We start from the raw sequence: 26,999 nt of genomic DNA, 5'->3' as shown, positions 1-26,999 counted from the left end.
CCGGTGGAGCGGATGATGCGGGACGCGAAGATCACCCAGATCTACGAGGGCACCAACCAGGTCCAGCGGATCGTGATGGCCCGCAACCTGCCGTAGCCGTCCGGTACTTCGCAACGGCCCCCGACCGCCGCCGTGCGGTCGGGGGCCGTTCGTCGTCCGGCTGTTGGTCCGGCCCTGGTCCGGCTGTTGGTCCGGCCCTGGTCCGGCTGTTGGTCCGGCATCCGACTCTCCTGGACGAACGGGTCGCCGAATGTCATAAATGATCGTCAACTCGTTTGCCGAGCACGATCATTGCGGGAGACCACGGATCATGAGCAGCACCCCCGGGCAGCGCACCGACGCCAAGGTCTGGCTGATCACCGGCGCCAACTCCGGCTTCGGCCAGGCGATCGCCGAGGCCGCGCTGGCGGCCGGCGACACCGTCGTCGCGGCGGCCCGCCGCCCCGAGACGCTGGCCGAACTGGCCGCCGCCCACCCGGGCCGGCTGGTCCCGGTGCAGCTGGACGTCACCGACCAGGAGCGGATCCCCGCCGTGGTCGCCGAGACCGTGCAGCGGCACGGGCGGATCGACGTGCTGGTCAACAACGCCGGGCGCGGCCTGATCGGCGCCGTCGAGGAGACCACTGACGCGGAGCTGCGCGACCTCATGGAGCTGCACTTCTTCGGCCCGGCCGCGCTCACCCGGTCCGTGCTGCCGCACATGCGGGCCCGGGGCACCGGCGCCGTGGTGCAGATGAGCAGCATGGGCGGCCGCTTCTCCTTCCCCGGCGTCGGCGCCTACTCGGCCACCAAGTTCGCCCTGGAGGGGCTGTCCGAGGCGCTGGCCCAGGAGGTGGCCGGCTTCGGGATCAAGGTGCTGGTCGTCGAACCGGGCGCGTTCCGGACCGGTTTTGCGGGCGGTGGCGCGCTGGCCCACTCCGCCCCGATCGAGGCCTACGAGCCGCTGGTCGGCCCGGTCCGCACCGGCCTGCCGGACTCCGACGGCAAGCAGCCGGGCGACCCGGCGAAGGCCGCCGCGGCGATCCTGACCGCCCTGGCCGCCGAGCGGACCCCGCTGCGGCTGGCGCTCGGCACCGACGCGGTGGACGCCGTCCTCGGCCACCTGGACGGCGCCCGCCAGGAGACCGAGGCCTGGGCGGCGGTCGGCCGCGGCACCGACTTCCCGGCCGGGGCCTGATCCCCGTCCGGGCCGCCGTCGGGTCTGGATCCCCGCCCGGCGGCCCGCCGGGTCTGAATCCCCGCCCCGGCGGCCGCCGGGGAAATTCGGGCGACGGCGGGCAGCCCGGCTGCCTAGGCTGCCCGCCATGTCCGACAAGATCAGCCTCGCCCGGCTCACCCCCGAGAACATCGACGCCGCCCTCGCCCTGCGGGTCCGCCCCGACCAGGAGGGCCTGGTCGCCCCGGTGGCGAAGTCGCTGGCCGAGGCGTACGTGTACGGGGACGCGGCCTGGCCCCGGCTGATCGTGGACGGCGGCCGGCCGGTCGGCTTCGTGATGGCCTTCTTCGACCTCCGCTTCCACCCCGAGCGGCCCGACGACCGCCTCCGCTCCGGCCTGTGGCGCCTGCTGGTCGACGCCGGGCAGCAGGGCGGCGGCTACGGCCGGTTCGCGGTCGAGCAGGTCTGCGCGGAGATCCGCCGCCGAGGCGGCACCCGGGCGACGGTCACCTACCACCCGGGCCCGGACGGCCCCGCCGGGTTCTACGCCCGGCTGGGCTTCCGCCCGACCGGCGAGCTGAGCGGCGACCAGGCCGTGGCGGAGCTCGACCTGTAGCCGCGTCGCCCGAGCCCCTTCGCCCGAGCCCCTTCGCCCGAGCCCCTTCGCCCGAGCCCCCTCGCCCGAGCGCCTTCGCCCGAGCCCCCGCGCCCGGGCCGGCTCAGTCGAGCAGCGCGGCCGCCTGCTCCCGGGCCTGCCGCAGCCATTCGGCGCGCTCGGCGGCGGGGGCGCCGGTGACGGTGCGGAACACCGTCCGCCGTACGTCGGTGACGCCGACGTACGGCAGCACGCAGGCCGCCCAGATCCGCTCCAGCGGGTCGCCGAACTCCTCGCGCTCCCGGGTCTCGGGGGTGTCCGAGGTGTTCAGCACCAGGGCCCGCCCGGCGCGCAGCAGTCCGGCGGGTTCGCCGTCGGCGGTGCCGAGCTTGTACGCGACGCCGGGGACCAGCACCCGTTGCACCCAGCCCGCCAGGACCGCGGGCGGCATGCCCCACCAGTTGGGGTGGATCAGCACCAGGGCGTCCAGGGTGGCCACCTCGGCGCGGTGCGCGGCGAGTTGCGGGTCGGTGGCGGCCCCGGCGTCGTCGACCGTGCCGGTCTCCCCGGCGGTGAGCAGCGGCGCGAACCCGTCGGCGTACAGGTCGTGCGCCCGGACCTCGCAGCCGCGCCCGCGCAGTTCGTCCACCACGGCCTGGTACAGCGCGTGGTTGAAGCTGCCCGGCCGCGGATGCGCCAGGTAGACCCCGATCCGTGTCATGTTCCGCCCCCCTCAGGCTGGTTGGAGGCCGATGCTACTGGTCGGCCGTTCCGGTGGCGGCCTGCGGCCCGCGGGGCGCCCGTCGACCCCGGCACTGTGTGCACACGCACGCAACCTCGGTACGATGAACGGCATGGACCGCGCCGATCTCTCCCTGGGCCCCCTGTCGGAGCAGGACCACGCCTTCTACGGCCTGGTCTGGGCCGGCACCACGCTGGCCGCCCGGGTGGACCGGGAGCTCGCCCGGGTACACGGGCTGCCGCTGTCCTGGTTCGAGGTGATGCTCTGGCTGGCCGGGCAGCGGGAGCCGGTGGCGGCCTCCGACCTCGGCGCCAAGACCATGCTGAGCCGCAGCCAGGTCTCCCGGGTGGTGGACGCCCTGGCCGGGCGCGGGCTGGTGGCCCGTACGCCCTCGGCCTCGGACGCGCGCTCGGTGCGGATCGAGCTGACCGAGCAGGGCCGTGCGCTCTTCGCCGAGGCGGACGCCACCCGGCGGGCCGTCCTGGCCCCGGTGTTCACCGACCGGCTGGACGCGGCGGACATCGCCGCCCTGGAGACGGTGTGGCGCAAGCTCAAGGCCTGAGCCCCGCCAGGGGGCGGGCGGCTACGCGGCGGCGGACCGTCCGGCGGCGCCGGCGATCACCTCGTCCAGCACCTCGCGGGAGCGCAGCAGATCGGTGATCATCCGGTCGATCCGGTCCCGCTCCGACGTGAGCTCCTCGACCAGCAGCGGGGTGGCGATCTCGTTCGGGCCGCCGTCGGAGTCCCGCATGCAGGGGAGGATCTTCTGGATGGTGCGGCTGTTCAACCCGGCGGCGAACAGCTCCTGGATGTGCACCACCCGGTCCACCGCCATCTCCGGGTACTCCCGGTGGCCGCCCGTGGTGCGCCGGGCGGCCAGCAGGCCCTGCTGCTCGTAGTAGCGCAGTGAGCGCTCGCTGACGCCGGTACGCCGGGCCAGTTCGCCGATCCGCATGCCGTCACCCCGCCGTTCCTGCCGAGGGCCTGAGAGCCGAAGCCTTGAACCTGACACCGATGTTAGCTTCTACCGTTCCGGCATGACGACGAACACGGAAACCAGCAGCCTCTTCCAGCCCACCCGCCTCGGCCCGCTGTCGCTCCCCAACCGCCTGGTGATGGCCCCGATGACCCGCACCCGGGCCGACGCCGACGGGGTCCCCGGCCCGCTGATGGCCACCTACTACCGGCAGCGCGCCGGCGCCGGGCTGATCATCGCCGAGGCCGCCACCCCGAACCCGGTCGGCCGGACCTACGCCAACATCCCCGCCGCGTACGCCCCCGAGCATGTCGCCGGCTGGCGCGGAGTGACCGGTGCGGTGGCCGGGGCCGGTGGCCGGATGTTCCTCCAGCTCCAGCACGGCGGTCGGATCGGCCACCCGGACAACAGCGGGCTGCACCCGGTGGCGCCCTCACCGGTCGCACTCCCGGAGCCGATCCACACCCCGGGCGGGCCGCGCGAGTCCGTCGTCCCGAGGGAGCTCACCGTCGAGGAGATCCGGCGGACCGTGGCCGATTTCGCGGCCGCCGCCCGCAACGCCGTCGAGGCGGGCTTCGCCGGGGTCGAGGTGCACGGCGCCAACGGCTACCTGCTGCACCAGTTCCTCGCGGCGAACACCAACCGGCGCACCGACGCCTACGGCGGCCCGGTCGCGCACCGGATCCGCTTCGTCGTCGAGGTGGTCCGGGCGGTCGCCGCCGAGATCGGCCCCGAGCGGGTCGGCCTGCGGCTCTCGCCCGGCAGCACCCTCCAGGGCATCGCCGAGGGCGACACCGCCGAGCTCTACCGCGCCCTGGTCGGCGAACTCGCCGGGGACGGCCTGGCCTACCTGCACCTGGTATTCGCCGACCCGGCGGACGCCGTCTTCCAGGAGATCCGCAAGACCTGGCCCGGTGCCCTGATCGCCAACCCCGCGCTCGGCTGGGGTGGGCCGCTGCCCGAGGACGGCGGCCGGGCCGCCGCCGAGGCGCTGCTCGCGGCCGGCGCCGACCTGATCTCCTTCGGCCGGGGCTTCCTGGCCAACCCCGACCTGGTCGAGCGCCTGCGCACCGGCGCCGCGCTCAACCCGCTCCGCGACGGGCTGATGTACTCCGACGGCCCCGAGGGCTACACCGACTACCCCGCGCTGGACGGACGAGTCTGATAACACGCCGCCGTGACCTCGCGCCCTACGGGGGTGGCGCGCGACGCGCGGCCGCTCGTGCCATGATCCCTGCATGGGTTCCAACGTTTTCTTCGACATCACCATCAACGACGAGCCGGCGGGCCGCATCGTCTTCAAGCTGTTCGACGACGTCGTCCCGAAGACCGCCCGCAACTTCCGCGAGCTGGCCACCGGCCAGAACGGCTTCGGCTACGAGGGCTCCGGCTTCCACCGTGTGATCCCCGCCTTCATGCTGCAGGGCGGTGACTTCACCAACCACAACGGCACCGGTGGCAAGAGCATCTACGGCGAGAAGTTCGCGGACGAGAACTTCCAGCTCAAGCACGACCGCCCGGGCCTGCTGTCGATGGCCAACGCGGGCCGGAACACCAACGGCTCGCAGTTCTTCATCACCACCATCGTCACCGACTGGCTGGACGGCAAGCACGTCGTCTTCGGCGAGGTCGTCGAGGGCATGGACATCGTGAAGAAGATCGAGGGCCTCGGCTCGCAGAGCGGCCGCACCTCGGCCACCATCAAGATCGCCAAGTCCGGCGTGGTCGAGTCCGTCTGACCGCAGCCCTCCTGGGCCCCTGACGCACACCACCGCCCCGGAGCGGGGAGTCGGATCTGCCGATCTCCCGCTCCGGGGCGGTGGTGTCTCCCGGTGCTGTCTCTCCCGGGGGTGCGCGCCCTAGGCCGAAGGACCGATGCCGGCAGCCCGCCGACCGGGTGGAGAATGGCCGGGTGGATCATGAAAACGCGTACGAGGAACTGCCCCCGGCCGTACGGGCGGCCTACCTGGAGCGGATCGGGGTGCCGGATCCCGGGGCGCCGTCGGCGGCGGGCCTGGCGCGCTTGCAGGAGGCCCATCTGCGGGCCGTCCCGTTCGAGAACCTGAGCGTCCACCTCGGCGAGCCGATCGTGCTGGACCCGGCGGCGCTGGTGGCGAAGGTCGTGGACCGTCGGCGCGGCGGCTTCTGCTACGAACTCAACGGCGCCTTCGCCGAGTTGCTGCGCTCGCTGGGGTACCGGGTGAGCCTGCTGGCCGCCCGGGTCTTCGGCGGGGAGCAGCCCGGGCCGCCGTTCGACCACCTGGCGCTGCGGGTCGACCTGGACGAGCCCTGGCTGGCCGACGTGGGGTTCGGCCGGTTCACCCGGCTCCCGGTGCGCCTGGACGGGCGCGCCGAGCAGTCCGACCCGCACGGCACGGTGCTGCTGCGGCCGTACGGCGACGACGGCGACCTGGACGTCCTGCTGGACGGGGTGCCGCAGTACCGGATCGGCCGACGCCCGTACCCGCTGGCCGACTTCGTGCCGACCTGCTGGTGGCACGCCACCTCGCCGAAGTCCCCGTTCGCCCGGGGGACCACCTGCTCGATGCTCACCGCGGACGGCGGCCGCGCCACCCTCAACGGCACCCGGCTGGTCCGCACCGCCCCCGACGGCACCCGCACCGAGGAGGAACTCACCGAGGCCGCCGCGCTGTCCGCGTACCGCGAGCACTTCGGCATCGTGCTCGACCGGCTGCCGGTGGCCGCCTCCGCCGGAACGAGCGGCAGCCCGACGGGCCCGGCCTGACGGCCGCCGGGGCCTGTCCGACGGACAGGCCCCGGGCGGCTACTTGAACTCGGGCACCGCGGTGTCGTTCTTGAAGGCCTCGAAGACCTGCTTGGACTTGGCCGCGTCCCACTGCACCGCCGACTCGCCGGTCTTGGTGTGGAAGTCGGCGTTGCCGATCGGGACGGTCATGCTCCTGCCGCCGCCGCCGTTGACGTCCTTCATGGCGAGGAAGAGCGAGCCCAGGTCGGTCAGTCCGCAGTCGTCGTCGACGATCAGGGTGCCGAGCGCCGAGTCGACCAGCGGGTAGAAGGTGAACGGGTTGAGCACGGTGCCCGGGGAGGCGGCCTGGTGGGCGAGGGCGCCGAGGAACTTCTGCTGGTTGCGCATCCGGCCGAGGTCCTGGTCGGCCATCTGGTGGCGCTGGCGGACGAAGGCCAGGGCCTGGGTGCCGTTGAGGGTCTGGTCGCCGGCCTTGAGGTCGAGGCCGGAGTCCTTGTCCTTGATGTCCTGGTCGATGTGCAGCTGGACGCCGCCGACGGAGTCGACGATGCCCGCGAACCCGGCGAAGCCGATCTCGGCGTAGTGGTCGATGCGGATGCCGGTGTTCACTTCGACGGTCTGCACCAGGAGCCGGCCGTTGCCGGTGGCGAAGGCCGAGTTGATCTTCGAGGTGGTGGCCTTGACGGTCTTCCCGGCGCTCGTCCTGAACTCGGGGATCGGCACCCAGGAGTCGCGCGGGATGCTCATCAGCGTGTTCCCGTGGTCCCCGATGTGCAGGATCATCATCGAGTCGCTGCGCTTGCCCTCGACGTCGTGGCCGGTGTGCATGGTGTCCATCTGGGACTCGCTGAGGCCCTCGCGGCTGTCGGAGCCGACGATCAGCCAGTTGGTGCCCTTGCCGGCGGCCGGGCGGCCCGGGTAGTCGGCCAGCACGTTCTCGTGGTTGAGCTTGGAGTCCGCCCAGAACCAGGTGGAGACGCCGGTCACCATGACGGCGATCAGCAGGCCGAAGACCGTCCACTTGACGATCCGCCGCCGCGGCCAGCGCCGGGCCTGCGTACCGCCCGGCCGCGCACCGGCGGGGCCGCCGGGTCCACCGGGGCCGCCGGGCCGGCCCGGTCCGCCCGGGCCGCCGGGGCCCGGCCGTCCGGGACCGCCGGGGGTGCCCTGCGGCGGGACGCCGCCGAGGCGGTGCGGCGGTTCCGGCTGCCGGGGGGCGGGCGCGCCGGCCCCGCGCGGGTTGAGGGAGGCCGGCAGCGGTGGCTCGGACGCCGCGCCGCCGCCGTTGCCTCCGTAGGGGTTGCCTCCGCCGCCCGGGCGGCCCTCCTGCCACGTGTTCATGCCGTCGAGGATGCCCGACCCCGGTCCGGCTGACTCCCCCCGGGGGGCCCGGCCGGGCCTCTTGTAGCAGTTTTGATGCACGTACCGGATCGTTCCGGCGTGAAACGCGCCCGTCACCGTCGTTCCGGCTGCCGAAACGATTCTTGACCGGTTCGAACGCACCGTGTTTGCATTTCGACATGGATCAGAGTTGGGCACTCACGCGTCGGCGCCACGTCGACCTCCAGCGTGTGTCCGGTTCGCTCTGTCGTCGTTGAAGCGCGCCCGTCGAGACCACCGACCCGCTTCCAGCCAGAGGTGAACCCATGGCCACCGTCCTGTCCGTTTCCGGCTCCCCGTCCGCCACCTCCCGTACCACCCGGCTGCTGCGCCACGTCGACGCGCGCCTGGTGGACCGCGGCCACCACGTCATCCCCTTCGAGGCCCGCAGCCTGCCCGCGCAGGCCCTGCTGTCCGGCGACTTCGACCACCCCGGGATCGTCGCCGTCACCGAGCTGTTCGCCCGCGCCGACGGCGTCGTCATCGGCACCCCCGTCTACAAGGCCGCCTACTCGGGCCTGCTCAAGGCCCTGCTCGACGTGCTCCCGCAGTACGCGCTGGCCGGCAAGGCCGTCCTGCCACTGGCCACCGGCGGCTCGCCCGCCCACGTCCTCGCCGTCGACTACGCGCTGCGCCCGGTGCTCAGCTCGATGGGCGCCGGCCACATCACCCAGGGCTGGTTCGTGCTCGACCGCCACATCACCGCCGGGGAGGACGGCCGGACCCTCGTCGAGTGCGAGACCGACGCCCAACTCGTCCCCGTCGTGGAGGGGTTCGCCGACGCCCTGGAACGGCTGGCCGCACCGGTGCTGACCGGCTGACCCGCCGCCGGCCCGACCCCGTACGGGGCGCCCCCGAGAAGGCTCGCGGCACCCCCTAGGGGAAAGGGGTGCCGCACCCGTAGAACCTTGGTTGCAGCGCTTCATTCCGACGGAGGACGAGCCGTCCGGGACCGGCTCCTAACGTGGTTCCTACATCCCCGCCCCACACAAGGCGGCCCGATCCGATCGGGTCCGCCGGCCGACCGCATCGGGAGGGTGGGGGTCGACGGGTGGGCCACTTCTTAGGAGACTCCAGTGACGACGGCAGCAGCCGTGTACGACCCCCAGCTTCCCGGCGGAGCGTCCGCCGTCGCCGCCTCGGCCCGCCAGGTGACCAAGGCCTACGGTTCGGGCGAGACCAGGGTGACCGCGCTCGACGCGGTCGACGTGGACATCCAGCGCGGCCGCTTCACCGCGATCATGGGCCCCTCCGGCTCCGGCAAGTCGACCCTCATGCACTGCCTGGCCGGGCTGGACACGGTCACCAGCGGTCAGATCCGGATCGGCGACACCGAGATCACCGGCCTCAAGGACAAGCAGCTGACCCGCCTGCGCCGGGACAAGATCGGCTTCATCTTCCAGGCGTTCAACCTGCTGCCGACCCTGAACGCGCTGGAGAACATCACGCTGCCGATGGACATCGCCGGCCGCAGACCCGACCAGGCCTGGCTGGACCAGGTGGTGGAGACCGTCGGCCTGGCCGGCCGGCTCAAGCACCGCCCCACCCAGCTCTCCGGCGGCCAGCAGCAGCGCGTCGCGGTGGCCCGCGCCCTGGCCGCCCGCCCCGAGATCATCTTCGGTGACGAGCCCACCGGGAACCTGGACTCCCGGGCCGGCGCCGAGGTGCTGACCTTCCTGCGCCGCTCGGTGGACGAACTGGGCCAGACCATGGTCATGGTCACCCACGACCCGGTCGCCGCCGGCTACGCGGACCGCGTGCTCTTCCTCGCCGACGGCGTGATCGTCGACGAGATGCACGCGCCGACCGCCGACTCCGTCCTCGAACGCATGCGCCGTTTCGACGGCAAGCGCACCAGCTGAGCGGCGGGACGACGAAACCATGCTGCTCAAGACCTCACTGCGGAGCTTCTTCGCCCACAAGGGCCGGATGGCGCTCTCGCTGATCGCCGTCGTGCTGTCGGTCGCCTTCGTGTCCGGCACCCTGGTGTTCTCCAACACCGCCACCAGCACCTTCTCCAAGCTGTTCGCCGCGACCGCCTCCGACGTCTCGGTCCAGCCGCCCAAGCCGGCCGAGGACGAGGATCCGCAGCCGGGGAGCAAGCCCGCCACCGTCCCTGCCGCGCTCGCCCAGCAGGTGGCCGCGCTGCCCGGCGTGAAGACCGCCGTCGGCCAGGTCATGGTCGGCAACGCGATCCTGGTCAACCCGGCCACGGACAAGCTGGTCGGCCCGACCAGCGGCGCGCCGACCCTGGTCGGCAACTGGACCGACACCCCGCGCAACGCGGTGAAGCTCACCTCCGGGCACGTCCCGCAGGGCTCCGGCGAACTGGTGCTGGACGCGGACACCGCCAAGAAGGCCAAGCTGGCCGTCGGCGACCGGATCCGGGTCGACAACGCGGGCGGCCAGCACCCGTACACGATCGTCGGCATCGCCACCTTCACCACCACCAACCCCGGTGCGGCGCTGGCCTTCCTGGACACCCCGACCGCCCAGCAGGTGCTGCTCGGCGAGCCGGCCTTCACCTCCGTCGAGGCCTACGGCGACGGCAGCCGCACCGACGACCAGCTCAAGGCCGACGCCCTCGCCAAGGTCGGCGGCGGCTACCAGGTCAAGACCGCGGCCGAGCAGAAGGACGAGAACACCAAGGCCATCGGCAGCGGCCTCGACTTCATGAAGTACGCGATGCTCGGCTTCGCCGGGATCTCGCTGATCGTCGGCGGCTTCCTGATCATCAACACCTTCTCGATGCTGGTCGCCCAGCGCACCCGTGAGATCGGCCTGCTGCGCGCCATCGGCGGCAGCCGCGCCCAGGTGAACGGCTCGGTGCTGGTCGAGGCGCTGATCCTGGGCGTGCTCGGCTCGACCCTCGGGGTGGCGGTCGGCCTCGGCGTCGCCGTCGGCCTGATCAAGCTGATGAACGCGATCGGCATGGACCTCAAGGCCAGCGACCTGGTGATCGGGCCCGACGTCTTCGTGGCCGGCTACGCGGTCGGCATCCTGATCACCGTCGTCGCCGCCTGGATCCCGGCCCGCCGGGCCAGCCGGATCGCCCCGATGGCGGCCCTGCGCGACCACGGCACCCCGGCCGAGGCCCGCTCCAACGTCGTCCGGACGATCCTCGGCCTGCTGCTCACCGGCGGCGGCGCCGGCCTGCTGGTGCTCGCCGGCCAGTCGGACAAGGCGGGCACCGGCGGGCAGCTCCTGGGCCTGGGCCTGCTGCTCACCCTGATCGGCTTCGTGGTGCTCGGCCCGCTGCTGGCCACCGTCGTCATCAAGGTGCTCGGCGCCCTGCTCCCGGCCCTGTTCGGGCCCTCCGGCAAGCTCGCCCAGCGCAACGCGATGCGCAACCCGCGCCGGACCGGTGCCACCGCCGCCGCGCTGATGATCGGTCTGGCGCTGGTGATCGGCTCCTCGGTGTTCAGTTCCTCGGCGGTGACCTCGGCGAGCGAGCAGATCGACCGCTCGGTGGGCGTGGACTACATCATCTCCGGCGGCCCGACCGGCGTCACCGGGGAGATGATCGACGCGGTGAAGCGGACCCCGGGCATCGACCACGTCACCACCCAGGTCGGGTTCGACAACGGGCGGATCCGGCTGGCCGACGGCCAGAAGGCGCGGACCAGGCTGACCGCGGTGCCGGCCGGCTTCTTCGGCACCGACTTCCACGCCACGGCCGTCGCCGGCTCGGTGGACTCGATCGGGACCGGCTCGCTGGGGATCGGCGAGACCTTCGCCAAGGACCACAACCTGAGGCTCGGCGACCAGGTCACCGTCGACTACGGCAGCGGCCGCACCCAGCAGCTCCCGGTCGGCGTGGTCTTCAAGAAGGGCGAGCTGTTCGGGGACGGCTCCTTCGTCGGCCTCGACACCGCGACCAAGGTGGTCCCGGCCGCCGACCAGACGGTCGGAACCTTCTTCGCCAAGGCCACCCCGGGCACCGACGTCGCCAAGACGCTCACCGCCCTGGAGGACGCGCTGCGGCAGTACCCGCAGCTGACCGTCAAGGACCAGGCCGGCTACAAGGAGCTCGTGCAGTCCCAGGTCAACACCCTGCTCTACCTGATCTACGGCCTGGTCGGCCTGTCGATCACCGTCGCGGTGCTCGGCGTGGTCAACACCCTGGCCCTCTCGGTGGTGGAGCGGACCCGCGAGATCGGCCTGCTGCGGGCGATCGGGCTCTCCCGCCGCCAGCTGCGCCGGATGATCCGGCTGGAGTCCGTGGTGATCGCCCTGTTCGGCGCGGTGCTCGGCACCGGGCTGGGGCTGGCCTGGGGCGTCACCGCCCAGCGGGTGCTGCGGGACCAGGGCCTCGGGACGCTCTCCGTCCCGACCACCACGGTCGTCGTGACGCTGGTCTCCTCGGTGGTGATCGGTCTGGTCGCCGCCCTCGTACCGGCCTTCCGGGCCGGACGGATGAACGTCCTCGCGGCCATCGCGACGGACTGACCCGGCGACGGGGGACGTCGGGTCACCCCACGGGGGAAACGGGGGAACGGGGGGAACGGGGGCGGGGGCCGGGTGCGCACGAGCACCCGGCCCCCGCGCCGTGCGTGCCGTCCGCCGTTCACCGGGCCCGCCGAACCCACCCCGAATCTGCACGCTTCCCCCGCCGATTCGGGCCCCGGCGCCCGGGGCGGTACGGTGATCCCGATCACGGCACCGGCGCCGCCCTCCAGGGGTGCTCGGAGCCACCGGACCGGGACAAGACGGATATGCGTCGACACCGGTACGGTTGGCCCCGATGAACACCAAGGCTGCTGAGGAGCTGCCGGCTGTTTCCGTGATCATGCCGGTGCTCAACGAGGAACGACACCTGCGCACGGCGGTCCGGCGCATCCTGGACCAGGACTACCCCGGACCGATGGAAGTGGTGATCGCCCTCGGCCCCTCCACCGACCGCACCGCCGAGATCGCGGCCGAGCTGGTGGCCGAGGATCCGCGGGTGCGCACGGTGGAGAACCCCACCGGCCGCACTCCCGCGGGGCTGAACGCCGCGATCCGGGGCTCGCAGTACCCGATAGTCGTACGGGTGGACGGCCACGGGCTGCTCACGCCCGGCTACATCGCCACCGCGGTCCGGCTGCTCGGCGAGATGGACGCCGCCAACGTCGGCGGCATCATGCACGCCGAGGGCGAGACCGAGTGGGAGAACGCGGTCGCGGCCGCGATGACCTCCAAGATCGGTGTCGGCAACGCGGCCTTCCACACCGGCGGCCTGGCCGGCCCGGCGGACACCGTCTACCTCGGGGTGTTCCGGCGCGAGGTGCTGGAGCGGCTCGGCGGCTACAACGAGGAGTTCATCCGCGCCCAGGACTGGGAGCTGAACTACCGGATCCGCCAGGACGGCGGCCTGGTCTGGTTCACCCCGCAGTTGAAGGTGACGTACCGGCCGCGGCCGTCCGTCAAGGCGCTGGCCAAGCAGTACAAGGACTACGGCCGGTGGCGCCGGGTGGTCACCCGCTACCACCGGGGCTCGGTCAACCTGCGCTACCTGGCCCCGCCGAGCGCGCTGCTCGCGGTGGTGCTCGGCCTGGTGCTGGGCGTCGCCGTCCACCCGGCCTTCCTCGCGGTGCCCGGCGTCTACCTGCTGGGCATCCTCGGCGGTGCCGCCGTCGAGGGCCGCGGCCTGTCGTTCCGGGCCAAGGCGCTGCTGCCGGTGGCGCTCGCGACCATGCACCTGAGCTGGGGCTTCGGCTTCATCACCTCGCCCCGCTCGCTGGCCCGCCGGGTGATAAGGAGCGTCGGCCCGTCCTCGAAGGACGTGCTCTCCCGGGCGAGTTGACGGCCGGACCGGCTACCGTCGGTCCGCATGGGGACAGTTGAGGACGGTACGGCCGCGGCCCGGATCGAGCCGGGCGCGGACGTCGACGAACGGGCCGTGCTCGGCGCCGGGACGCGGGTCTGGCACCTCGCCCAGGTCCGCGAGGACGCGGTGGTCGGCAGCGACTGCGTGATCGGCCGCGGCGCCTACCTCGGGCCGGGCGTGCGGATCGGGGACCGGGTCAAGGTCCAGAACCACGCGCTGGTGTACGAGCCGGCGGTGGTCGAGGACGGGGTGTTCATCGGCCCGGCCGCCGTGCTGACCAATGACCGCCACCCGCGCGCGGTCACCCCCGACGGCCGGCTCAAGGGCCGAACCGACTGGCACGCGGAGCCGGTGACGCTCCGCCAGGGCTGCTCGATCGGCGGCCGCGCGGTGCTGGTCGCCGGGGTGACGGTCGGCCGCTGGGCGCTGGTCGCGGCCGGGGCCGTGGTGCACCGGGACGTTCCGGACTTCGCCCTGGTGGCCGGGGTGCCCGCCCGCCGGATCGGCTGGGTCGGCCGGGCCGGTGAACCGCTCGGCCCGTCCGGCCAGGGGCTCTGGACCTGCCCGCGGACCGGCGAGCGGTACCGCGAGACGGACGGAACCCTCGCCCCGGTGTAACTACTTGGCGCACACGTCGACGTCGTCCGCCTGCACCCGCTGGAGGTCCTTCGGGGCCTCGGTCGGCTGCTGCGCGGGGGCCGTCAGGACGTCCTTGCCGAGGACCACCAGCAGCGGGTCCTTCGGGCCCGCCTTCGGGTTGGGCTTCACGGCGTCGGCGGGCAGTCCGAGGGCGGCGGCCAGCGCCGCGGCCTCGGCCTCCTGGCCAGCCGGGTGGGACACCGTGGTGGTCGCGGCCGGGGGCGCGTCGGGGCCGACCGCGGCCTTGGCGAAGCCCTTGCCCTTGAGCTTCTCCACCGTCGGCCCGGACTGTCCGCGGGTCCCGCTGCCGTTGCGCACCGTCACCTGGACGCCCTTGGCGTCCACCGCCGGGGCGGTGGTGCTCGGCGCGGCCGAGGCCTCCGGGGGCGCGGCCGGAGCGGCGGAAGCGGCGGAAGCGGCCGTTTCGGTCAGCGAGCGGTCGCCCGCGATCATCGAGAACACCTGCCCGGCGTCCGGCTGGCGCAGGATCAGCCGGTCCTTGTCGCTGGGGTCGTCCAGCACCGGGACGGTGGTGAAGGTGATGTTCTTGGTGTCCACCTTGCTGATGTCCTGGGCCAGGTTCTTGAGCTTGTCGACGCTGCCGATGCCGGAGTCCACGGTGAGCGCCTTGGTGGCGGCGTCGGCGAGCTGGTAGAGCTTGCTCGGGCTGGTCAGGGTGTCGTCGCTCTTGATCTTGCGGATCATCGAGCTGATGAACTGCTGCTGGAGCGGGATCCGGGTGAGGTCACCGCCGAAGCCGACCGCGTGCCGGGTGCGGACGAAGGCCAGCGCCTCCTCGCCCTGGACGACATGGCGGCCCTTGGCCATCTTGAGGTGCGAGTCCTTGTCGTCGATGTCCTTGGCCGCGCAGACCTCGACCCCGCCGACGGCGGTGGAGAGCGTCTTCACCGCCTCGAAGTCGACCTGCACGAAGTGGTCGACCCGGATACCGGTCAGCTTCTCCACCGTCTTCCAGGTGCAGCCGGCGTCGCGCCCGCCCTGGCCGAGGCTGGTGTTGAACATGTCCCGCGCCGTGCCCGGGATCTTCCTGCCCTTGTCGTTCTGGCACTCCGGTATCGGCACCATCAGGTCGCGCGGGATGCTGACCACGGTCGCGTTGGAGCGGTCCTTGGCGACGTGGAACAGCAGGGTGGTGTCGGCGTGCCCGGTGCTGCCCTCGTCGCCGTACTCGCGGCCGAGGCCCTGCCGGCTGTCGGTGCCGATCACCAGGATGTTCAGCGCGTCCCCGGCGGCCTTGGGCCGCTCCTCCTCGTTGCCCAGCTGGACCTTGACCGAGGTCAGGTTGCTGTTGAAGTGCTGGTACAGGTAGTAGGCCCCGCCGCACCCCGCGACCATCACCAGGGCGCCCGTCCCCGCCGTCCACTTGAGCACCCGGCGGCGGCGCTGCCGCTTGGCGGCCGCGGCCCGGCGCTTGGCTTCCCGTCGACTCTCCCCGCTGAACCGACCGGTGTTCGTTTCGTCCTGCTGCACGGGGATTCCCTACGTCCGGCCGGTCACGGAGGCCGACCCGTCGGGCGACGGGTCGATCCGGACACACTAGACGAGCCGAACGGGGGAATTGTTCCGAGTGTGAGCTCAGTCATGTTTGAGCAATGAAAAAGCAAAGCCCAGCGGCGAGTTCAGTGCTGGGCGCAGGCATCCACGTCCGCGGTACGTCCCTCGAAAGTGGGCGAGGCGCCCGCCGAGGGTGACGCCGTGGCCCGGTCGGAGCCGGCCCCAGCCCCCGCTCCCGCCCCCGCCCCCGCCCCCGCCCCTGCTCCCGCCCCCGCCCCCGCCCCCGCGTCCGGCGCGGGCGCCGAGCCGGGCGGCCGGAGGGCCAGCGGCCGGTCGGCCCGCAGCGCCTCGAACAGCTGGGTGGTCTGCGGCTGGACGAACTCGTCCCGGTCCGAGTCGTAGCGGTACGGGCGGCGCGGCGCCGTCAGGAACACCACGTCCCGGGAGGGGATGCCGCGCAGGTCCTGGGTGAGGTCGTACAGCGCGCCGAGCGAGGACAGGCCACCGTCCGCCTTCACCGAGGAGGTGGCCGCGTCCAGCACCGGCCACAGCTTGGCCGGGTTCAGCAGCACCCCCTGCGACTGCACCTTGCGGATCAGCGAGGCCAGGAACTGCTGCTGGCGGCCCATCCGCTGGGTGTCGCTGCCGTCGCCCAGGCTCTCCCGGGCCCGGACGTAGCCGAGCGCCTGCTCGCCGTGCAGCAGCTGACGGCCGGCCGGGAGGTCCAGCTTGGCGTCCTTGTCGTGGATCGGCTGCGGCACGCACACCTCGACCCCGCCGATCGCGTCCACCATCGTCTTGAAGCCGCTGAAGTCGAGGATCACGTAGTGGTCGATCCGGATGCCGCTCAACTGCTCGACGGTGCGGATCGAGCAGGCCGGACCGCCCAGCTCGAACGCCCAGTTGAACTGCATCGTCCCCGGCTTGCTGCGGCTGCCGTCCGGCTTCTCGCAGGAGGGCACGGTGACCATCACGTCGCGCGGGACGGAGACCGCCGTCGCGTGCTTCCGGTCGCCGGCCAGGTGCAGCAGGATCGTGGTGTCCGAGCGCTGGGCACCGGCCTCGCCGCCGTAGGAGGAGTTCGAGCCGGAGCGGTCGTCACTGCCGATCAGCAGGATGTTCTCGGCGCCCTCGGCCCCCGGCGCCCGGCTCGGGCGCTCGGCCTCCAGCTCGGCGAGCAGCCGGTCGGTGGCCGAGTCCGTCCTGATGTTGCCGTCCAGCTTGCGGTAGGCGATCCAGAGCAGCACGCCGGTGGCGACCAGCAGGAACGCGACGGCGCCGGCGGTGATCATCAGCCACCGCCGGCGCCTTCGCGGGCGTCCCGGTCCGCTCGGGGGAGCGTGCTCCGGGGGAGTCTGGTCGGTCGGGGGGTGCTCGGTGTCGTCCTCGGCCATGGCAGGGATCCCTACCCGCCGGGACCGTCCCGGGGTCAGCCGAGGCGCACAGTCACCCGTTCGGATTCGGAGCGCTTCTCCCACTGCCCGGCGTCCAGCCCCTGGGAGTTGCGGCACAGCACCACCGAGGCGCCGGCCGCCAGCGGGGCCAGCAGGCCGGCCTCCAGGCCCGTCCAGTCGTCGAAGGAGAGGGTGGACATCACCCGGTCCCCGGGCTTGAGGCCGATCCGCGCGGCGCCCTCCCGGGCCAGCGCGACGGTCTGCTCACCGGTCAGTTTCAGCGGCAGCCCGTCCACCGAGGTCTCCAGCGCCTGCCCGTCCGGGGCGACGGGGGAGTACGGCGCGAAGCGGTCGCCCTGGCCGGGCACCTCGGCGGCGTAGTCCAGGAAGCCGTCCGGGCGGTGCGGGAAGCGGCCGCCGAGCGGGCGCAGGGCGAGCGCGACCCGCTCGCCCCCACAGGCCTGGGCGGCCTCCAGGCCGTCCGGACCGCTCACCACCAGGTCGGCGTCGGCCGGGTCGCCGGCCGGCACCGCCGTCACACCGACGGACCAGCAGGCCAGCAGCCAGACGGCGCTCTGCCAGTGCGCGGGCAGCAGCAGCACGGCGCGGTCGTCCGGACCGGCGTTCAGCTCGTCCTGGAGGAGGTTGGCGGTCTTGGCGACCCAGTTGTCGAAGGTCCGGGCGGACAGCTCCACCCGTTCGCCGGTGGCGTCGTCGTAGAAAGTGACCAGCGGGGCCGCGGGATCGACCGAAGGGGTGCCGCCGCGCAGGTATGCGTGCAGCAGCTCGACGGGGGTGCGGGCATCGGCAGCGAATGGCGCAGTCATGGTGCGCCCCAGCCTACGGCCTTCGGGTGGTAGGCCGGGAGGGGTGGCCGAGTGGGCGCGGGGCGGCGTGGCGGGCGGTCCGGTTTGCGGCGACGATCCCCTTCATGCACCTCTCCATCAAGGCCGCGCGCCTCCCGCTCCCGGCCGCGCTGCTCGCCGGCTGCACCGCCGCCCTGCTGCTCCAGCCCGCTCCCGCCGCCTCCGCCGTGCCCCTTGCCCCAGGTGGCGAGCACCGTGACTTCCCCGGCGGCGGCCGGACCGTCTCGCTCCGGCTCCCCGACGGGCACGGGCTCCCGGCGAGCACGACCGGGCCCTTCGAACTCCTCGGCGTCGGCTGGGACGGACTGGCCGGAGCGCTGGACGGCGGCAGCCTCCGGGTCCGCACCCGGGACGCGGGCACCGGCCGCTGGAGCGACTGGCACACCCTGGAGACCGACACCGACGACGGCCCCGACCGCGCCCCGCACGGCGCCACCGCCCCGCTGTGGACCGGCCGCAGCGACGGCGTCGCCGTCGAGTTCCGGCCCGGCCCGGCCGGACCGCCGCCCGGACTGCGGCTCGACCTCGTCGACCCCGGCGCCGGCGCACCCGCCCCGGCCGCCACCCGGACGGTGCCCGCGGCACCCGCCGCCGAGGACGGCCACCAGGCGCCGCGCCCGGCGATCGTCACCCGGGCCGGCTGGGGCGCCGACGAGTCCCTGCGCGACCCGGGCTTCGAGTACACCGGCCCGGTCCGCGAGGTCTTCGTCCACCACACCGCGACCGCCGCCGACTACGCCTGCTCCGACGCCCCCCGGGTGATCAGGGGCATCTACCAGTACCACGTCAGGACCAGCGGCTGGCGGGACATCGGCTACAACTTCCTGGTCGACCGCTGCGGCACGATCTACGAGGGCCGGGCCGGCGGCGTCGACCAGCCCGTCCACGGCGCCCACACCCTCGGCTTCAACACCGACTCCTCCGGCGTCGCCGCGATCGGCACCTACGTCGACGCCACCCCGCCGCAACCCCTCCTCGACGGCCTCGCCGCGATCGCCGCCTGGAAGCTCGGCCTCACCGACCGGCCCGCCGACGGCCGCACCAGACTCACCTCCGCCTCCGACGCCAGCCGCTACCCCAAGGGCACGGTCGTCGACTTCGACGCGATCTCCGGCCACCGCGACGCCTTCAACACCGAATGCCCCGGCAAGGCCCTCTACACCCGGCTCCCCGAACTCCGCACGGCCGCCGCCCTGCTCCAGGCTTCCTAGCGCCCGCCCTCGAACTCCTGCCCCCGCCCCACGTATCGTTCATGGCCTCAGGCACCCCAGGAGGCGACGGCAGTGACGGGCGGCGAAGCGGTACGGCGCTGGCGGCCGGGCTTCCCGCTCGACCCGGTCCGGACCCTGCTGCCGCTGCGCCGGGGCCCCGCCGACCCCTCGTACCGCACCACCGGCGACGGCGCCGTCTGGCGCGCCTCCCGCACCCCGGCCGGCGTCGGCACCCTGCGGGTGCTGCCGCGCCCCGGTGCGGGCGAGGTGGAGGCGACCGCCTGGGGCCCGGGCGCCCAGTGGCTGCTGGACCGGCTGCCCACCCTGCTCGGCGCCGAGGACCACCCGGAGGCGCTGGTGCTGCCCCCCGGCCCGCTCCGGGACGCCCAGCGCCGCACCATCGGGGTGCGGCTCACCCGGACCGGCCTGGTCCTGGAGTCGCTCGTCCCCGCGATCCTGGAACAGAAGGTCACCACCGACGAGGCCTACCGCGCCTGGCGCACCCTGCTGCGCGACTTCGGCACCCCGGCCCCCGGCCCGGCCGAGGGCATGCGGGTGGCCCCGTCGGCCCGCGACTGGGCGATGATCCCGAGCTGGGAGTGGCACCGCGCGGGCGTCGACCCCAAGCGCTCGGCCACGGTCCAGCGCGCCGTCCGGCTGGCCCCCCGCCTGGAAGAGGCCTCCACCATGGCCCACGAGGAGTCCTTCGCCCGCCTGACGGCCGTCCCGGGCATCGGCACCTGGACCGCCGCCGAAACCCTCCAGCGCAGCAACGGCGACCCGGACGCCGTCTCGGTCGGCGACTTCCACCTCCCCAACCTGGTCGGCTGGGCGCTGGCCGGCCGCCCCCGCAGCGACGACGCCCAGATGCTCGCCCTGCTGGAGCCCTACCGCCCCCACCGCCACCGCCTCTGCCGCCTCCTCCTCGCCACCGGCACCCACGCCCCCCGCTACGGCCCCCGCCTCACCCCCAACGACCACCGAACCCGCTGACCCGAAGCCCCACACGGGCGCGCGGCCCAAAGCCCGCGCGCCCACACCAAAACCCACCCCCGCACCAACCAACCCACCCCCACCACCCCCTCCCCTCACCCGCCCAAGGCGAGAGGGACGCGCTGCGGGAGGGGGCGGTGGAGGGGGTGGGTGCGGAGAGGGGCGTGACGGGTGATTTTCAGACCGCCAACGGCGAGCACCCCCCACCATGAGGGTCGGCGGTCCGAAAATCACCCAGCCCCCGGAGCGCCCACCCCCGGAACCGCCCCCGGACCCACCCACCCTCCCGAAAGCCCACCCCCACACCCCAGCCCCGCGCAGCGGCCTTCACCGCGGCACAACCACCACCCCCACCCCGAAGTACTGCCGATCCCCACACCCCCGACCCCCCACCGAACACCCCCCACCCACCCCACCTGCCCCAGCCGCCGCCCCCGCCACCACGCCCGCCAACTCCCCCGCCCCGGCCCCCGGGTGCAGCGCCGCCGCCACAGCGACCGCCCCCGTCACATGCGCCGCCGCCATCGAGGTCCCCGCCAGCGCCGCGTACTGCCCACCCGGCCAGTCCGAGACGATCGCCCCCTGCGGCCCCCCGTCCGGGTCGCCCCCGGGGGCCGCCAGCGAAACCCTGCCCCGCCCGTAGTTGGTGTAGGAGGACGGCCGCCCGTCCCGGTTGACGGCCGTGACGGTGAGGACCCCGGGCAGCTCGCCGGGAAGGCGAATGCACTCGGTGCCCAGGTGGCGAGTCAGGGCCGGCCCGGAGACCCGGTCGTTGGGGCTGCGCTCGTCGGTCCGGGCCGCGCCGAGGTCCTGTCCGTCGTTGCCGGCCGAGGCCACCACCACCGCCCCCTTGCGCTGGGCGTACGCGACCGCCCGCCCGACGGCCGCGATCAGGGCCGCCTGGTCCTGGTCCTCGGGGCAGTTGTACTTCCACGGGTCGGCGAAGTAGCTGTCGTTGACGGCCTTGGCCCCGTGGTCGGCCGCCCAGAGCATCCCGCAGACGATGTTCTCCGCGTAGTACTGCCCGAGCGGCCCGAGCAACCGCACGGCGGCGATCCGCACCCCGGGAGCGACCCCGGTGACACCCTGCCCGTCGCGGGCCGCGCCGATGATCCCGGCGACGTGGGTGCCGTGCCCGCTCTCCACCACCCCGGGGTCGGGCCGCCAGGCGCCGGTACGGGAGTCGGGGCGGCCGTCGGCGCAGGAGGCCGAAGCCTTGGGGTCGACGGCCGCCCGCAGGTCCGGGTGGGTGTCGTCGACGCCCGAGTCCAGTACGGCGACCAGCACCTTGCGCATCGCCTCGACCCCTGGCGCACCGCCTCCCGCACCGCCTCCGGCGGTGTCCCCGGTCCGCCCCGGCTCCGCGTGCACCATGCTCAGGTTCCACGCCGCGCCCTCCCCCGGATCCGGAACCGTCGTCGTCCCGCCGTCCCGCCCCTGAACACCCCACCCCCCACCCCCAGCCGTGCCACCCCCAACAGCCCCAACAGCCCCGACACCCCCACCATCCCCGACAGCCCTAACACCCCTATCAACCCCAGCACCCCCGCCCACCGCATCCCCCGCCGCAAAGTCCCCCGCCCCGTCCACCGCCCGCGGCGGCCCCACCACCGGCGCCGTCCGGGTGGCCCCGACCGCCGCGATCCCGGGCCGGGCCCGCACCCGGTCCGCGAAGCCGCCGGTCGCGTACGCCAGCACCGCCCCGATCTGCGGGTACTCCTGCACCACCTGCCCGCCCGCCGCCCGGCTCTCCGCCCCGGCCAGGGCGGCACCCGCCGCATCGTCCTGCCGGGCCAGCACCAGATAGCTGAGGTACGAACGTCCGGGCCCGGAGGCGTACGGCAAGGCACCGCCGAGCACCAGCGCCGTGAGCAGCATCGCCAGCAGCGCCCGGGTGGGCCCGCACACCCTGCGCCGACGGCTCCCCGGCCGCCGACCCCCGTGAACGGCCCCGGACCGGTGCGCCTGCGCCATCCCACGCCCTCCGCTCATCGGTCCGGTCTCGGTCACGGATTGATCACGCGCCCGATTCCTCACCATATGAGCGGATCATCATTCCCGCTCCCGCAGTTACACCCACCCCAACCACCCACCCCAACCACCCACCCCAACCACTCACCCCGTAACACCCCGCCACCACCCCACTTGTCAGCCCCACCCGGCACCATGGGGACATGGCGCCCCCGCACCCGACCCCACCCGGCGACCCCACCCCCGCCGACTCGCCCAACCCCGGCGACCCCGCCCCCCTGGCCGGCTTCGCCCCCGCCACCCGGGCCTGGTTCACCGGCGCCTTCTCCGCCCCCACCGCCGCCCAGTCCCAGGCCTGGCACGCCATCCAGCAGGGGACCGACGTCCTGGTGGTCGCCCCCACCGGCTCCGGCAAGACACTCGCCGCCTTCCTCGCCGCCCTCGACCGCCTGAGCAGCACCCCGCCCCCCGCCGACCCCAAGCGCCGCTGCCGGGTGCTCTACGTCTCCCCGCTCAAGGCCCTCGCGGTGGACGTCGAGCGAAACCTCCGCGCCCCGCTGACCGGCCTGCGCCAGGCCGCCGTCCGGCTGGGCCTGCCCGAGCCCGAGGTCCAGGTGGCGATCCGCTCCGGCGACACCCCCGCCGCCGACCGCCGCCGCTTCGCCACCCACCCGCCGGACATCCTGATCACCACCCCCGAGTCACTGTTCCTGCTGCTCACCTCGGCCTCCCGGGAGGCCCTGCGCGGAGTGGACACGGTGATCCTGGACGAGGTGCACGCGGTCGCCGGCACCAAACGCGGCGCCCACCTGGCCCTCACCCTGGAGCGGCTGGACGAGCTGCTGGACCGCCCGGCCCGCCGGATCGGCCTGTCCGCGACGGTCCGCCCGGTCGAGGAGGTGGCCCGCTTCCTCAGCCCCCAGCGCGGCGCCGTCGTCGTCCAGCCGCCCGCCGCCAAGCAGTTCGACCTCTCGGTGGTCGTCCCCGTCCCCGACCTGGACGACCTGCCCGCCGCCCCGGCCACCGGCGGGGCCGCCGGCTCCGACCCGCAGCGTCAAGCCTCGATCTGGCCGCACGTCGAGGAGCGGATCGTCGACCTGGTCGAGGCGCACCGCTCGACCATCGTGTTCGCCAACTCCCGCCGCCTGGCCGAGCGTCTGTGCAACCGGCTGAACGAGATCGCGTACGAGCGCGCCACCGGCACCGCCGCCCCCGAGGCGCACGCCCCGGCCGAGCTGATGGGCGGCTCGGGCGCCGCCAGGGGCGTGCCCCCGGTCATCGCCCGGGCCCACCACGGTTCGGTCTCCAAGGAGCAGCGCTCCCTCGTCGAGGAGGAGTTGAAGGCCGGTCGGCTGCCCGCCGTGGTCGCCACCTCCAGCCTGGAGCTGGGCATCGACATGGGCGCGGTGGAACTCGTCGTCCAGGTCGAGTCCCCGCCCTCGGTCGCCTCCGGACTGCAGCGGGTCGGCCGGGCCGGTCACCAGGTCGGGGCCGTCTCCACCGGCGTCTTCTTCCCCAAGTACCGGGGCGACCTGGTGCAGTCCGCCGTGGTCACCGAGCGGATGCGGGAGGGCCGGATCGAGGCCCTGCGGATCCCGCGCAACCCGCTGGACGTGCTGGCCCAGCAGTTGGTCGCGATGACGGCCCTGGACTCCTGGCCGGTGGACGAGCTGCTCACCGTGGTCCGCCGCGCCGCGCCCTTCGCCACCCTCCCGCAGTCCGCCTTCGACGCCGTGCTCGACATGCTGGCCGGCCGCTACCCCTCGGACGCCTTCGCCGAGTTGCGCCCCCGCCTGGTCTGGGACCGGGTGGCCGGCACGGTCACCGGCCGCCCCGGCGCCCAGCGCCTGGCCGTCACCTCCGGCGGCACCATCCCCGACCGCGGCCTGTTCGGCGTCTTCATCGCCGGAGCAGACCCCAAGAAGAAGGGCGGCGGCCGGGTCGGGGAGCTCGACGAGGAGATGGTCTACGAGTCCCGCGTCGGCGACGTCTTCACCCTCGGCACCACCTCCTGGCGGATCGAGGAGGTCACCCACGACAAGGTGCTGGTCACCCCCGCCCCCGGCATCCCCGGCCGGCTCCCGTTCTGGAAGGGCGACACCCTCGGCCGCCCGCTCGAACTCGGCCGCGCCCTGGGCGCGTTCACCCGCGAGCTGGGCGCGCTCACGCCCGAGGCCGCCACCGCGCGCCTCAAGCGGGCCGGCCTGGACGACTGGGCGGCGGCCAACCTGCTGGACTACCTCGCCGAGCAGCGGACGGCCTGCGGCCACCTCCCGGACGACCGCACCATCGTGGTCGAGCGCTTCCGGGACGAACTGGGCGACTGGCGGATCGTCATCCACTCCCCCTTCGGCGCCCAGGTGCACGCCCCCTGGGCGCTCGCCCTCGGCGCCCGGCTGCGCGAGAAGCACGGCCTGGACCCGCAGGTCATGCACGCCGACGACGGCATCGTGCTCCGCCTGCCCGACGCGGACCTGCTCGCCCCCGACTTCGATTTCAGCGGCCCCTCGGACCAGGCGGGTTCCGACGAGGCCCCGGTCGGCGCCGACGCCGCCCTGTTCGAGCCGGACGAGATCGAGCAGCTGGTCACCGAGCAGGTCGGCGGCTCCGCCCTGTTCGCCTCCCGCTTCCGCGAGTGCGCCGGCCGCGCCCTGCTGCTCCCCCGCCGCAGCCCGGGCCGCCGCACCCCGCTGTGGCAGCAGCGCCAGCGCGCCGCCCAACTGCTCGAGGTCGCCTCCGAGTACGGCTCCTTCCCGATCGTCCTGGAGGCCGTCCGGGAGTGCCTCCAGGACGTCTTCGACGTCCCCGGCCTGGTCGAGCTGATGGCGGACCTCGAATCCCGCGCCGTCCGCCTGGTCGAGGTCACCACCCCCGAGCCCTCCCCCTTCGCCCGCTCCCTGTTGTTCGGCTACGTCGCCCAGTTCCTCTACGAGGGCGACTCCCCGCTCGCCGAACGCCGGGCCGCCGCCCTGTCGCTGGACTCCCGGCTGCTGTCGGAGCTGCTCGGCCAGGCCGAGCTGAGCGAGCTGCTCGACCCGCAGGTGCTCGCCGAGCTGGAGGCCGAGCTCCAACGCCTCACCCCCGAGCGCCGGATCAGGGACGCCGAGGGCGTCGCCGACGCGCTGCGCCTGCTCGGCCCGCTCACCGAGGCCGAGTTGACGGCGCGCGGTGCCGAGCCGCTCTGGCCCCTGGAACTGGAGGCCGCCCGCCGGGTGATCCAGGTCCGGATCGCCGGCGAGCAGCGCTGGGCCGCGATCGAGGACGCCGGACGGCTACGCGACGCCCTGGGCACCCCGTTGCCGGTGGGCGTCCCGGAGGCCTTCACCGAGCCGGTCAAGGACCCGTTGGGCGACCTGCTGGCCCGGCACGCCCGCACCCACGGCCCGTTCACCGCCGCCGAGGCCGGCGCCCGCTACGGCCTCGGCACCGCCGTCGTCACCGGCACCCTGCACCGGCTCACCGCCGCCGGCCGCCTGGTCCAGGGCGCCTTCCGGCCCGCCGAGAGCCATACCGCCACCGCCGAGTGGTGCGACGCCGAGGTGCTGCGCCGGCTGCGCCGCCGCTCGCTGGCCGCGCTGCGCCAGGAGGTGGAGCCCGTCCCGCCGCGCGCCCTGGCCGCCTTCCTCCCGCAGTGGCAGCACCTGGCCGGCCACCGGCTGCGCGGCCCGGACGGCCTGCTCCGGGTGGTCGAACAGCTCCAGGGCACCGCCCTGCCCGCCTCCGCCCTGGAGAAGCTGATCCTCCCGGCCCGGCTCGCCGACTACTCCCCCGGCCTGCTGGACGAGCTGATGGCAGCCGGCGAGATCGGCTGGTGCGGCGCCGGCGCCCTGCCCGGCAAGGACGGCTGGCTCAGCCTGCACCTGGCCGAGAACGCCCACCTGCTGCGCCCGGAGCCCGTCCCGCCCGCGCTCACCCCGCTGCACAGCGCCCTCCTGCAGGCCCTGGCGGGCGGCTACGGCCTCTTCTTCCGCCAGCTCGTCCAGCAGCTCCCGGAGGAGACCCCGGAGCCCGAGGTCGTGACGGCCCTCTGGGACCTGGTCTGGGCCGGTTACGTCAGCAACGACACCCTGGCCCCGCTGCGCGCCCTGCTCGGTTCCGGCCGGACGGCGGGCGCGACCGCCCACCGAGCCCCCCGGGCGACCCCGCGCGGCCGCTACGGCGGCGCCGGCCGCGCTTTCGGCCGGGCCGGCGGGGCACTGCGCAGCGGCCCGCCGACGGTGGCCGGGCGCTGGTCGCTGCTGCCCGCCTTCGCCACCGATCCGACCGTCCGGGCGACGGCCCGGGCGCAGAGCCTGCTGGACCGGCACGGTCTGCTGACCCGCGGCACGGTGGCCGCCGAACGGGTGCCCGGCGGCTTCGCCGGGGTGTACCGGGTGCTCGCCGCGATGGAGGAGCGCGGCCGGGCCCGCCGGGGCTACTTCGTCGAGGGCCTGGGCGGGGCCCAGTTCGCCATGGAGGGCGCGGCCGACCGGCTGCGCTCGGTCAACGGCCGGCTGGAGCGGGCCCGGGCCACCGAGTGGCCGGCCGCCCCGGCCGCCGAGCCGCCGCAGCTGCTGGTGCTGGCCGCCGCCGATCCGGCGAACGCCTACGGCGCCGCGCTGCCCTGGCCCGAGCCGCCCGCCGCCACGGGTGCCACGGACGCCAAGGCGCACCGCCCGGGCCGCAAGGCGGGCGCCCTGGTGGTCCTGGTGGACGGTGAGCTCGCGCTGTACGTGGAGCGGGGCGGCAAGTCCCTGCTGGCCTGGCCGGAGGACGACGCGACCCTGGCCCTGGCCACCGGGGCACTCGCGGGGGCGGTCCGCGCGGGGGCGCTCGGCAGCGTCACGGTCGAGCGGGCCAACGGCCGGCCCGCCCTGGGCTCCGAGCTCGGCCGTGCCCTGGAGGAGGCCGGCTTCCACGCCACCACCCGCGGGCTCCGGCTGCGCCCCTGAGGCGTGTCCGGTGGATCGGGCCGGGCCGCAGGGTCCGGAACCGGAGAACGCCGGAGGCCGCGGAGTCAACGACCCCGCGGCCTCCGGCCACGT

General features: G+C 74.2%; 23 protein-coding genes. 16 read left to right on the top strand and 7 right to left on the bottom strand.

Annotation, left to right across the window (positions count from 1 at the left end; genetic code table 11):
* From ACIQWA_RS38915 to ACIQWA_RS38905, 3 genes are all read left to right on the top strand, one after another.
* The coding region (locus ACIQWA_RS38915) for an acyl-CoA dehydrogenase family protein (RefSeq protein WP_157849844.1) at positions 1–96 on the top strand (96 nt) is incomplete at its 5' end.
* A 214-nt stretch (positions 97–310) separates the two neighbouring features.
* Positions 311–1,177 (top strand): oxidoreductase, encoded by an 867-nt coding sequence (locus ACIQWA_RS38910; RefSeq protein ID WP_402491360.1) that lies wholly within the window; start codon positions 311–313, stop codon positions 1,175–1,177.
* A gap of 127 nt (positions 1,178–1,304) precedes the next feature.
* Positions 1,305–1,772 carry a GNAT family N-acetyltransferase gene (locus ACIQWA_RS38905; RefSeq protein WP_402491357.1) on the top strand — a complete coding sequence of 156 codons (468 nt, stop codon included), beginning with the start codon at positions 1,305–1,307 and terminating at the stop codon, positions 1,770–1,772.
* 103 nt (positions 1,773–1,875) lie between these two features.
* Here the strand turns inward: ACIQWA_RS38905 and ACIQWA_RS38900 are convergent, their stop codons facing one another.
* Positions 1,876–2,472: an NAD(P)H-dependent oxidoreductase gene (locus ACIQWA_RS38900; protein WP_402491354.1), complete on the bottom strand. Its 597-nt coding sequence runs from the start codon at positions 2,470–2,472 to the stop codon at positions 1,876–1,878.
* Between the two features lie 133 nt (positions 2,473–2,605).
* Between ACIQWA_RS38900 and ACIQWA_RS38895 the strand changes: the two genes are divergently transcribed.
* Positions 2,606–3,055, top strand: coding sequence for a MarR family winged helix-turn-helix transcriptional regulator (locus ACIQWA_RS38895; protein ID WP_402491351.1), 450 nt, complete (start codon positions 2,606–2,608; stop codon positions 3,053–3,055).
* A 21-nt stretch (positions 3,056–3,076) separates the two neighbouring features.
* Here ACIQWA_RS38895 and ACIQWA_RS38890 read toward each other — a convergent pair whose 3' ends face one another.
* Positions 3,077–3,448: a MerR family transcriptional regulator gene (locus tag ACIQWA_RS38890; protein WP_402491349.1), complete on the bottom strand. Its 372-nt coding sequence runs from the start codon at positions 3,446–3,448 to the stop codon at positions 3,077–3,079.
* 82 nt (positions 3,449–3,530) lie between these two features.
* Here ACIQWA_RS38890 and ACIQWA_RS38885 point away from each other — a divergent pair, with 82 nt between their 5' ends.
* From ACIQWA_RS38885 to ACIQWA_RS38875, 3 genes are all read left to right on the top strand, one after another.
* Positions 3,531–4,634 (top strand): alkene reductase, encoded by a 1,104-nt coding sequence (locus ACIQWA_RS38885; RefSeq protein WP_402491346.1) that lies wholly within the window; start codon positions 3,531–3,533, stop codon positions 4,632–4,634.
* A 73-nt stretch (positions 4,635–4,707) separates the two neighbouring features.
* Positions 4,708–5,208, top strand: coding sequence for a peptidylprolyl isomerase (locus tag ACIQWA_RS38880; protein ID WP_402491343.1), 501 nt, complete (start codon positions 4,708–4,710; stop codon positions 5,206–5,208).
* 173 nt (positions 5,209–5,381) lie between these two features.
* Complete coding sequence (locus tag ACIQWA_RS38875) at positions 5,382–6,215, top strand: arylamine N-acetyltransferase (RefSeq protein WP_402491340.1); 834 nt, start codon at positions 5,382–5,384, stop codon at positions 6,213–6,215.
* A 39-nt stretch (positions 6,216–6,254) separates the two neighbouring features.
* On the opposite strand, the gene ACIQWA_RS38870 is transcribed toward ACIQWA_RS38875, so the two are convergent.
* Complete coding sequence (locus tag ACIQWA_RS38870) at positions 6,255–7,538, bottom strand: LCP family protein (RefSeq protein ID WP_402491337.1); 1,284 nt, start codon at positions 7,536–7,538, stop codon at positions 6,255–6,257.
* 179 nt (positions 7,539–7,717) lie between these two features.
* On the opposite strand from ACIQWA_RS38870, the gene ACIQWA_RS38865 reads away from it, so the two are divergent.
* The 6 genes from ACIQWA_RS38865 (at position 7,718) to ACIQWA_RS38840 (ending at position 14,004) form a co-directional block, all read left to right on the top strand.
* On the top strand, positions 7,718–7,795 hold the full coding sequence (locus ACIQWA_RS38865) for a putative leader peptide (RefSeq protein WP_350509645.1): 78 nt from the start codon (positions 7,718–7,720) through the stop codon (positions 7,793–7,795).
* 48 nt (positions 7,796–7,843) lie between these two features.
* A complete protein-coding gene (gene ssuE, locus ACIQWA_RS38860) occupies positions 7,844–8,398 on the top strand; it encodes an NADPH-dependent FMN reductase (RefSeq protein WP_360244294.1) in 555 nt (184 codons plus the stop codon).
* Positions 8,399–8,653: 255 nt separating this feature from the next.
* Positions 8,654–9,439 (top strand): ABC transporter ATP-binding protein, encoded by a 786-nt coding sequence (locus ACIQWA_RS38855; RefSeq protein WP_402491333.1) that lies wholly within the window; start codon positions 8,654–8,656, stop codon positions 9,437–9,439.
* 19 nt (positions 9,440–9,458) lie between these two features.
* Positions 9,459–12,026, top strand: coding sequence for an ABC transporter permease (locus tag ACIQWA_RS38850; protein ID WP_402491330.1), 2,568 nt, complete (start codon positions 9,459–9,461; stop codon positions 12,024–12,026).
* Positions 12,027–12,321: 295 nt separating this feature from the next.
* Positions 12,322–13,362, top strand: a complete 1,041-nt coding sequence (locus ACIQWA_RS38845; protein ID WP_402491327.1) for a glycosyltransferase family 2 protein — start codon at positions 12,322–12,324, stop codon at positions 13,360–13,362.
* Between the two features lie 27 nt (positions 13,363–13,389).
* The gene (locus ACIQWA_RS38840) at positions 13,390–14,004 is read left to right on the top strand and encodes an acyltransferase (RefSeq protein WP_402491324.1); all 615 of its coding nucleotides are present in this window, start codon (positions 13,390–13,392) and stop codon (positions 14,002–14,004) included.
* On the opposite strand, the gene ACIQWA_RS38835 is transcribed toward ACIQWA_RS38840, so the two are convergent.
* The 3 genes from ACIQWA_RS38835 to ACIQWA_RS38825 form a co-directional block, all read right to left on the bottom strand.
* Positions 14,005–15,516 (bottom strand): LCP family protein, encoded by a 1,512-nt coding sequence (locus ACIQWA_RS38835; protein ID WP_402491321.1) that lies wholly within the window; start codon positions 15,514–15,516, stop codon positions 14,005–14,007.
* 149 nt (positions 15,517–15,665) lie between these two features.
* The gene (locus ACIQWA_RS38830) at positions 15,666–16,934 is read right to left on the bottom strand and encodes an LCP family protein (protein WP_402491318.1); all 1,269 of its coding nucleotides are present in this window, start codon (positions 16,932–16,934) and stop codon (positions 15,666–15,668) included.
* A gap of 35 nt (positions 16,935–16,969) precedes the next feature.
* Positions 16,970–17,761, bottom strand: coding sequence for a TIGR03089 family protein (locus tag ACIQWA_RS38825; RefSeq protein WP_360244315.1), 792 nt, complete (start codon positions 17,759–17,761; stop codon positions 16,970–16,972).
* A gap of 104 nt (positions 17,762–17,865) precedes the next feature.
* Here ACIQWA_RS38825 and ACIQWA_RS38820 point away from each other — a divergent pair, with 104 nt between their 5' ends.
* Together ACIQWA_RS38820 and ACIQWA_RS38815 are read left to right on the top strand one after the other, a co-directional pair.
* Entirely contained in the window at positions 17,866–19,011 is a 1,146-nt protein-coding gene (locus ACIQWA_RS38820) for a peptidoglycan recognition protein (protein ID WP_402491315.1), read from the top strand.
* Positions 19,012–19,083: 72 nt separating this feature from the next.
* Positions 19,084–20,004 carry a DNA-3-methyladenine glycosylase family protein gene (locus tag ACIQWA_RS38815; RefSeq protein ID WP_402491312.1) on the top strand — a complete coding sequence of 307 codons (921 nt, stop codon included), beginning with the start codon at positions 19,084–19,086 and terminating at the stop codon, positions 20,002–20,004.
* A 327-nt stretch (positions 20,005–20,331) separates the two neighbouring features.
* Here ACIQWA_RS38815 and ACIQWA_RS38810 read toward each other — a convergent pair whose 3' ends face one another.
* Entirely contained in the window at positions 20,332–21,912 is a 1,581-nt protein-coding gene (locus ACIQWA_RS38810) for a S8 family serine peptidase (RefSeq protein ID WP_402491309.1), read from the bottom strand.
* 266 nt (positions 21,913–22,178) lie between these two features.
* Between ACIQWA_RS38810 and ACIQWA_RS38805 the strand changes: the two genes are divergently transcribed.
* Positions 22,179–26,906: an ATP-dependent helicase gene (locus ACIQWA_RS38805; protein WP_402491306.1), complete on the top strand. Its 4,728-nt coding sequence runs from the start codon at positions 22,179–22,181 to the stop codon at positions 26,904–26,906.
* Positions 26,907–26,999: the final 93 nt, after the last annotated feature.

It is taken from the genome of Kitasatospora sp. NPDC098652, from assembly GCF_044760155.1.
Taxonomy (GTDB): Bacteria; Actinomycetota; Actinomycetes; order Streptomycetales; family Streptomycetaceae; genus Kitasatospora.
The sequence above is the reverse complement of the archived record's forward strand: the minus strand, read 5'-3'. Positions and strand labels throughout refer to the sequence as shown.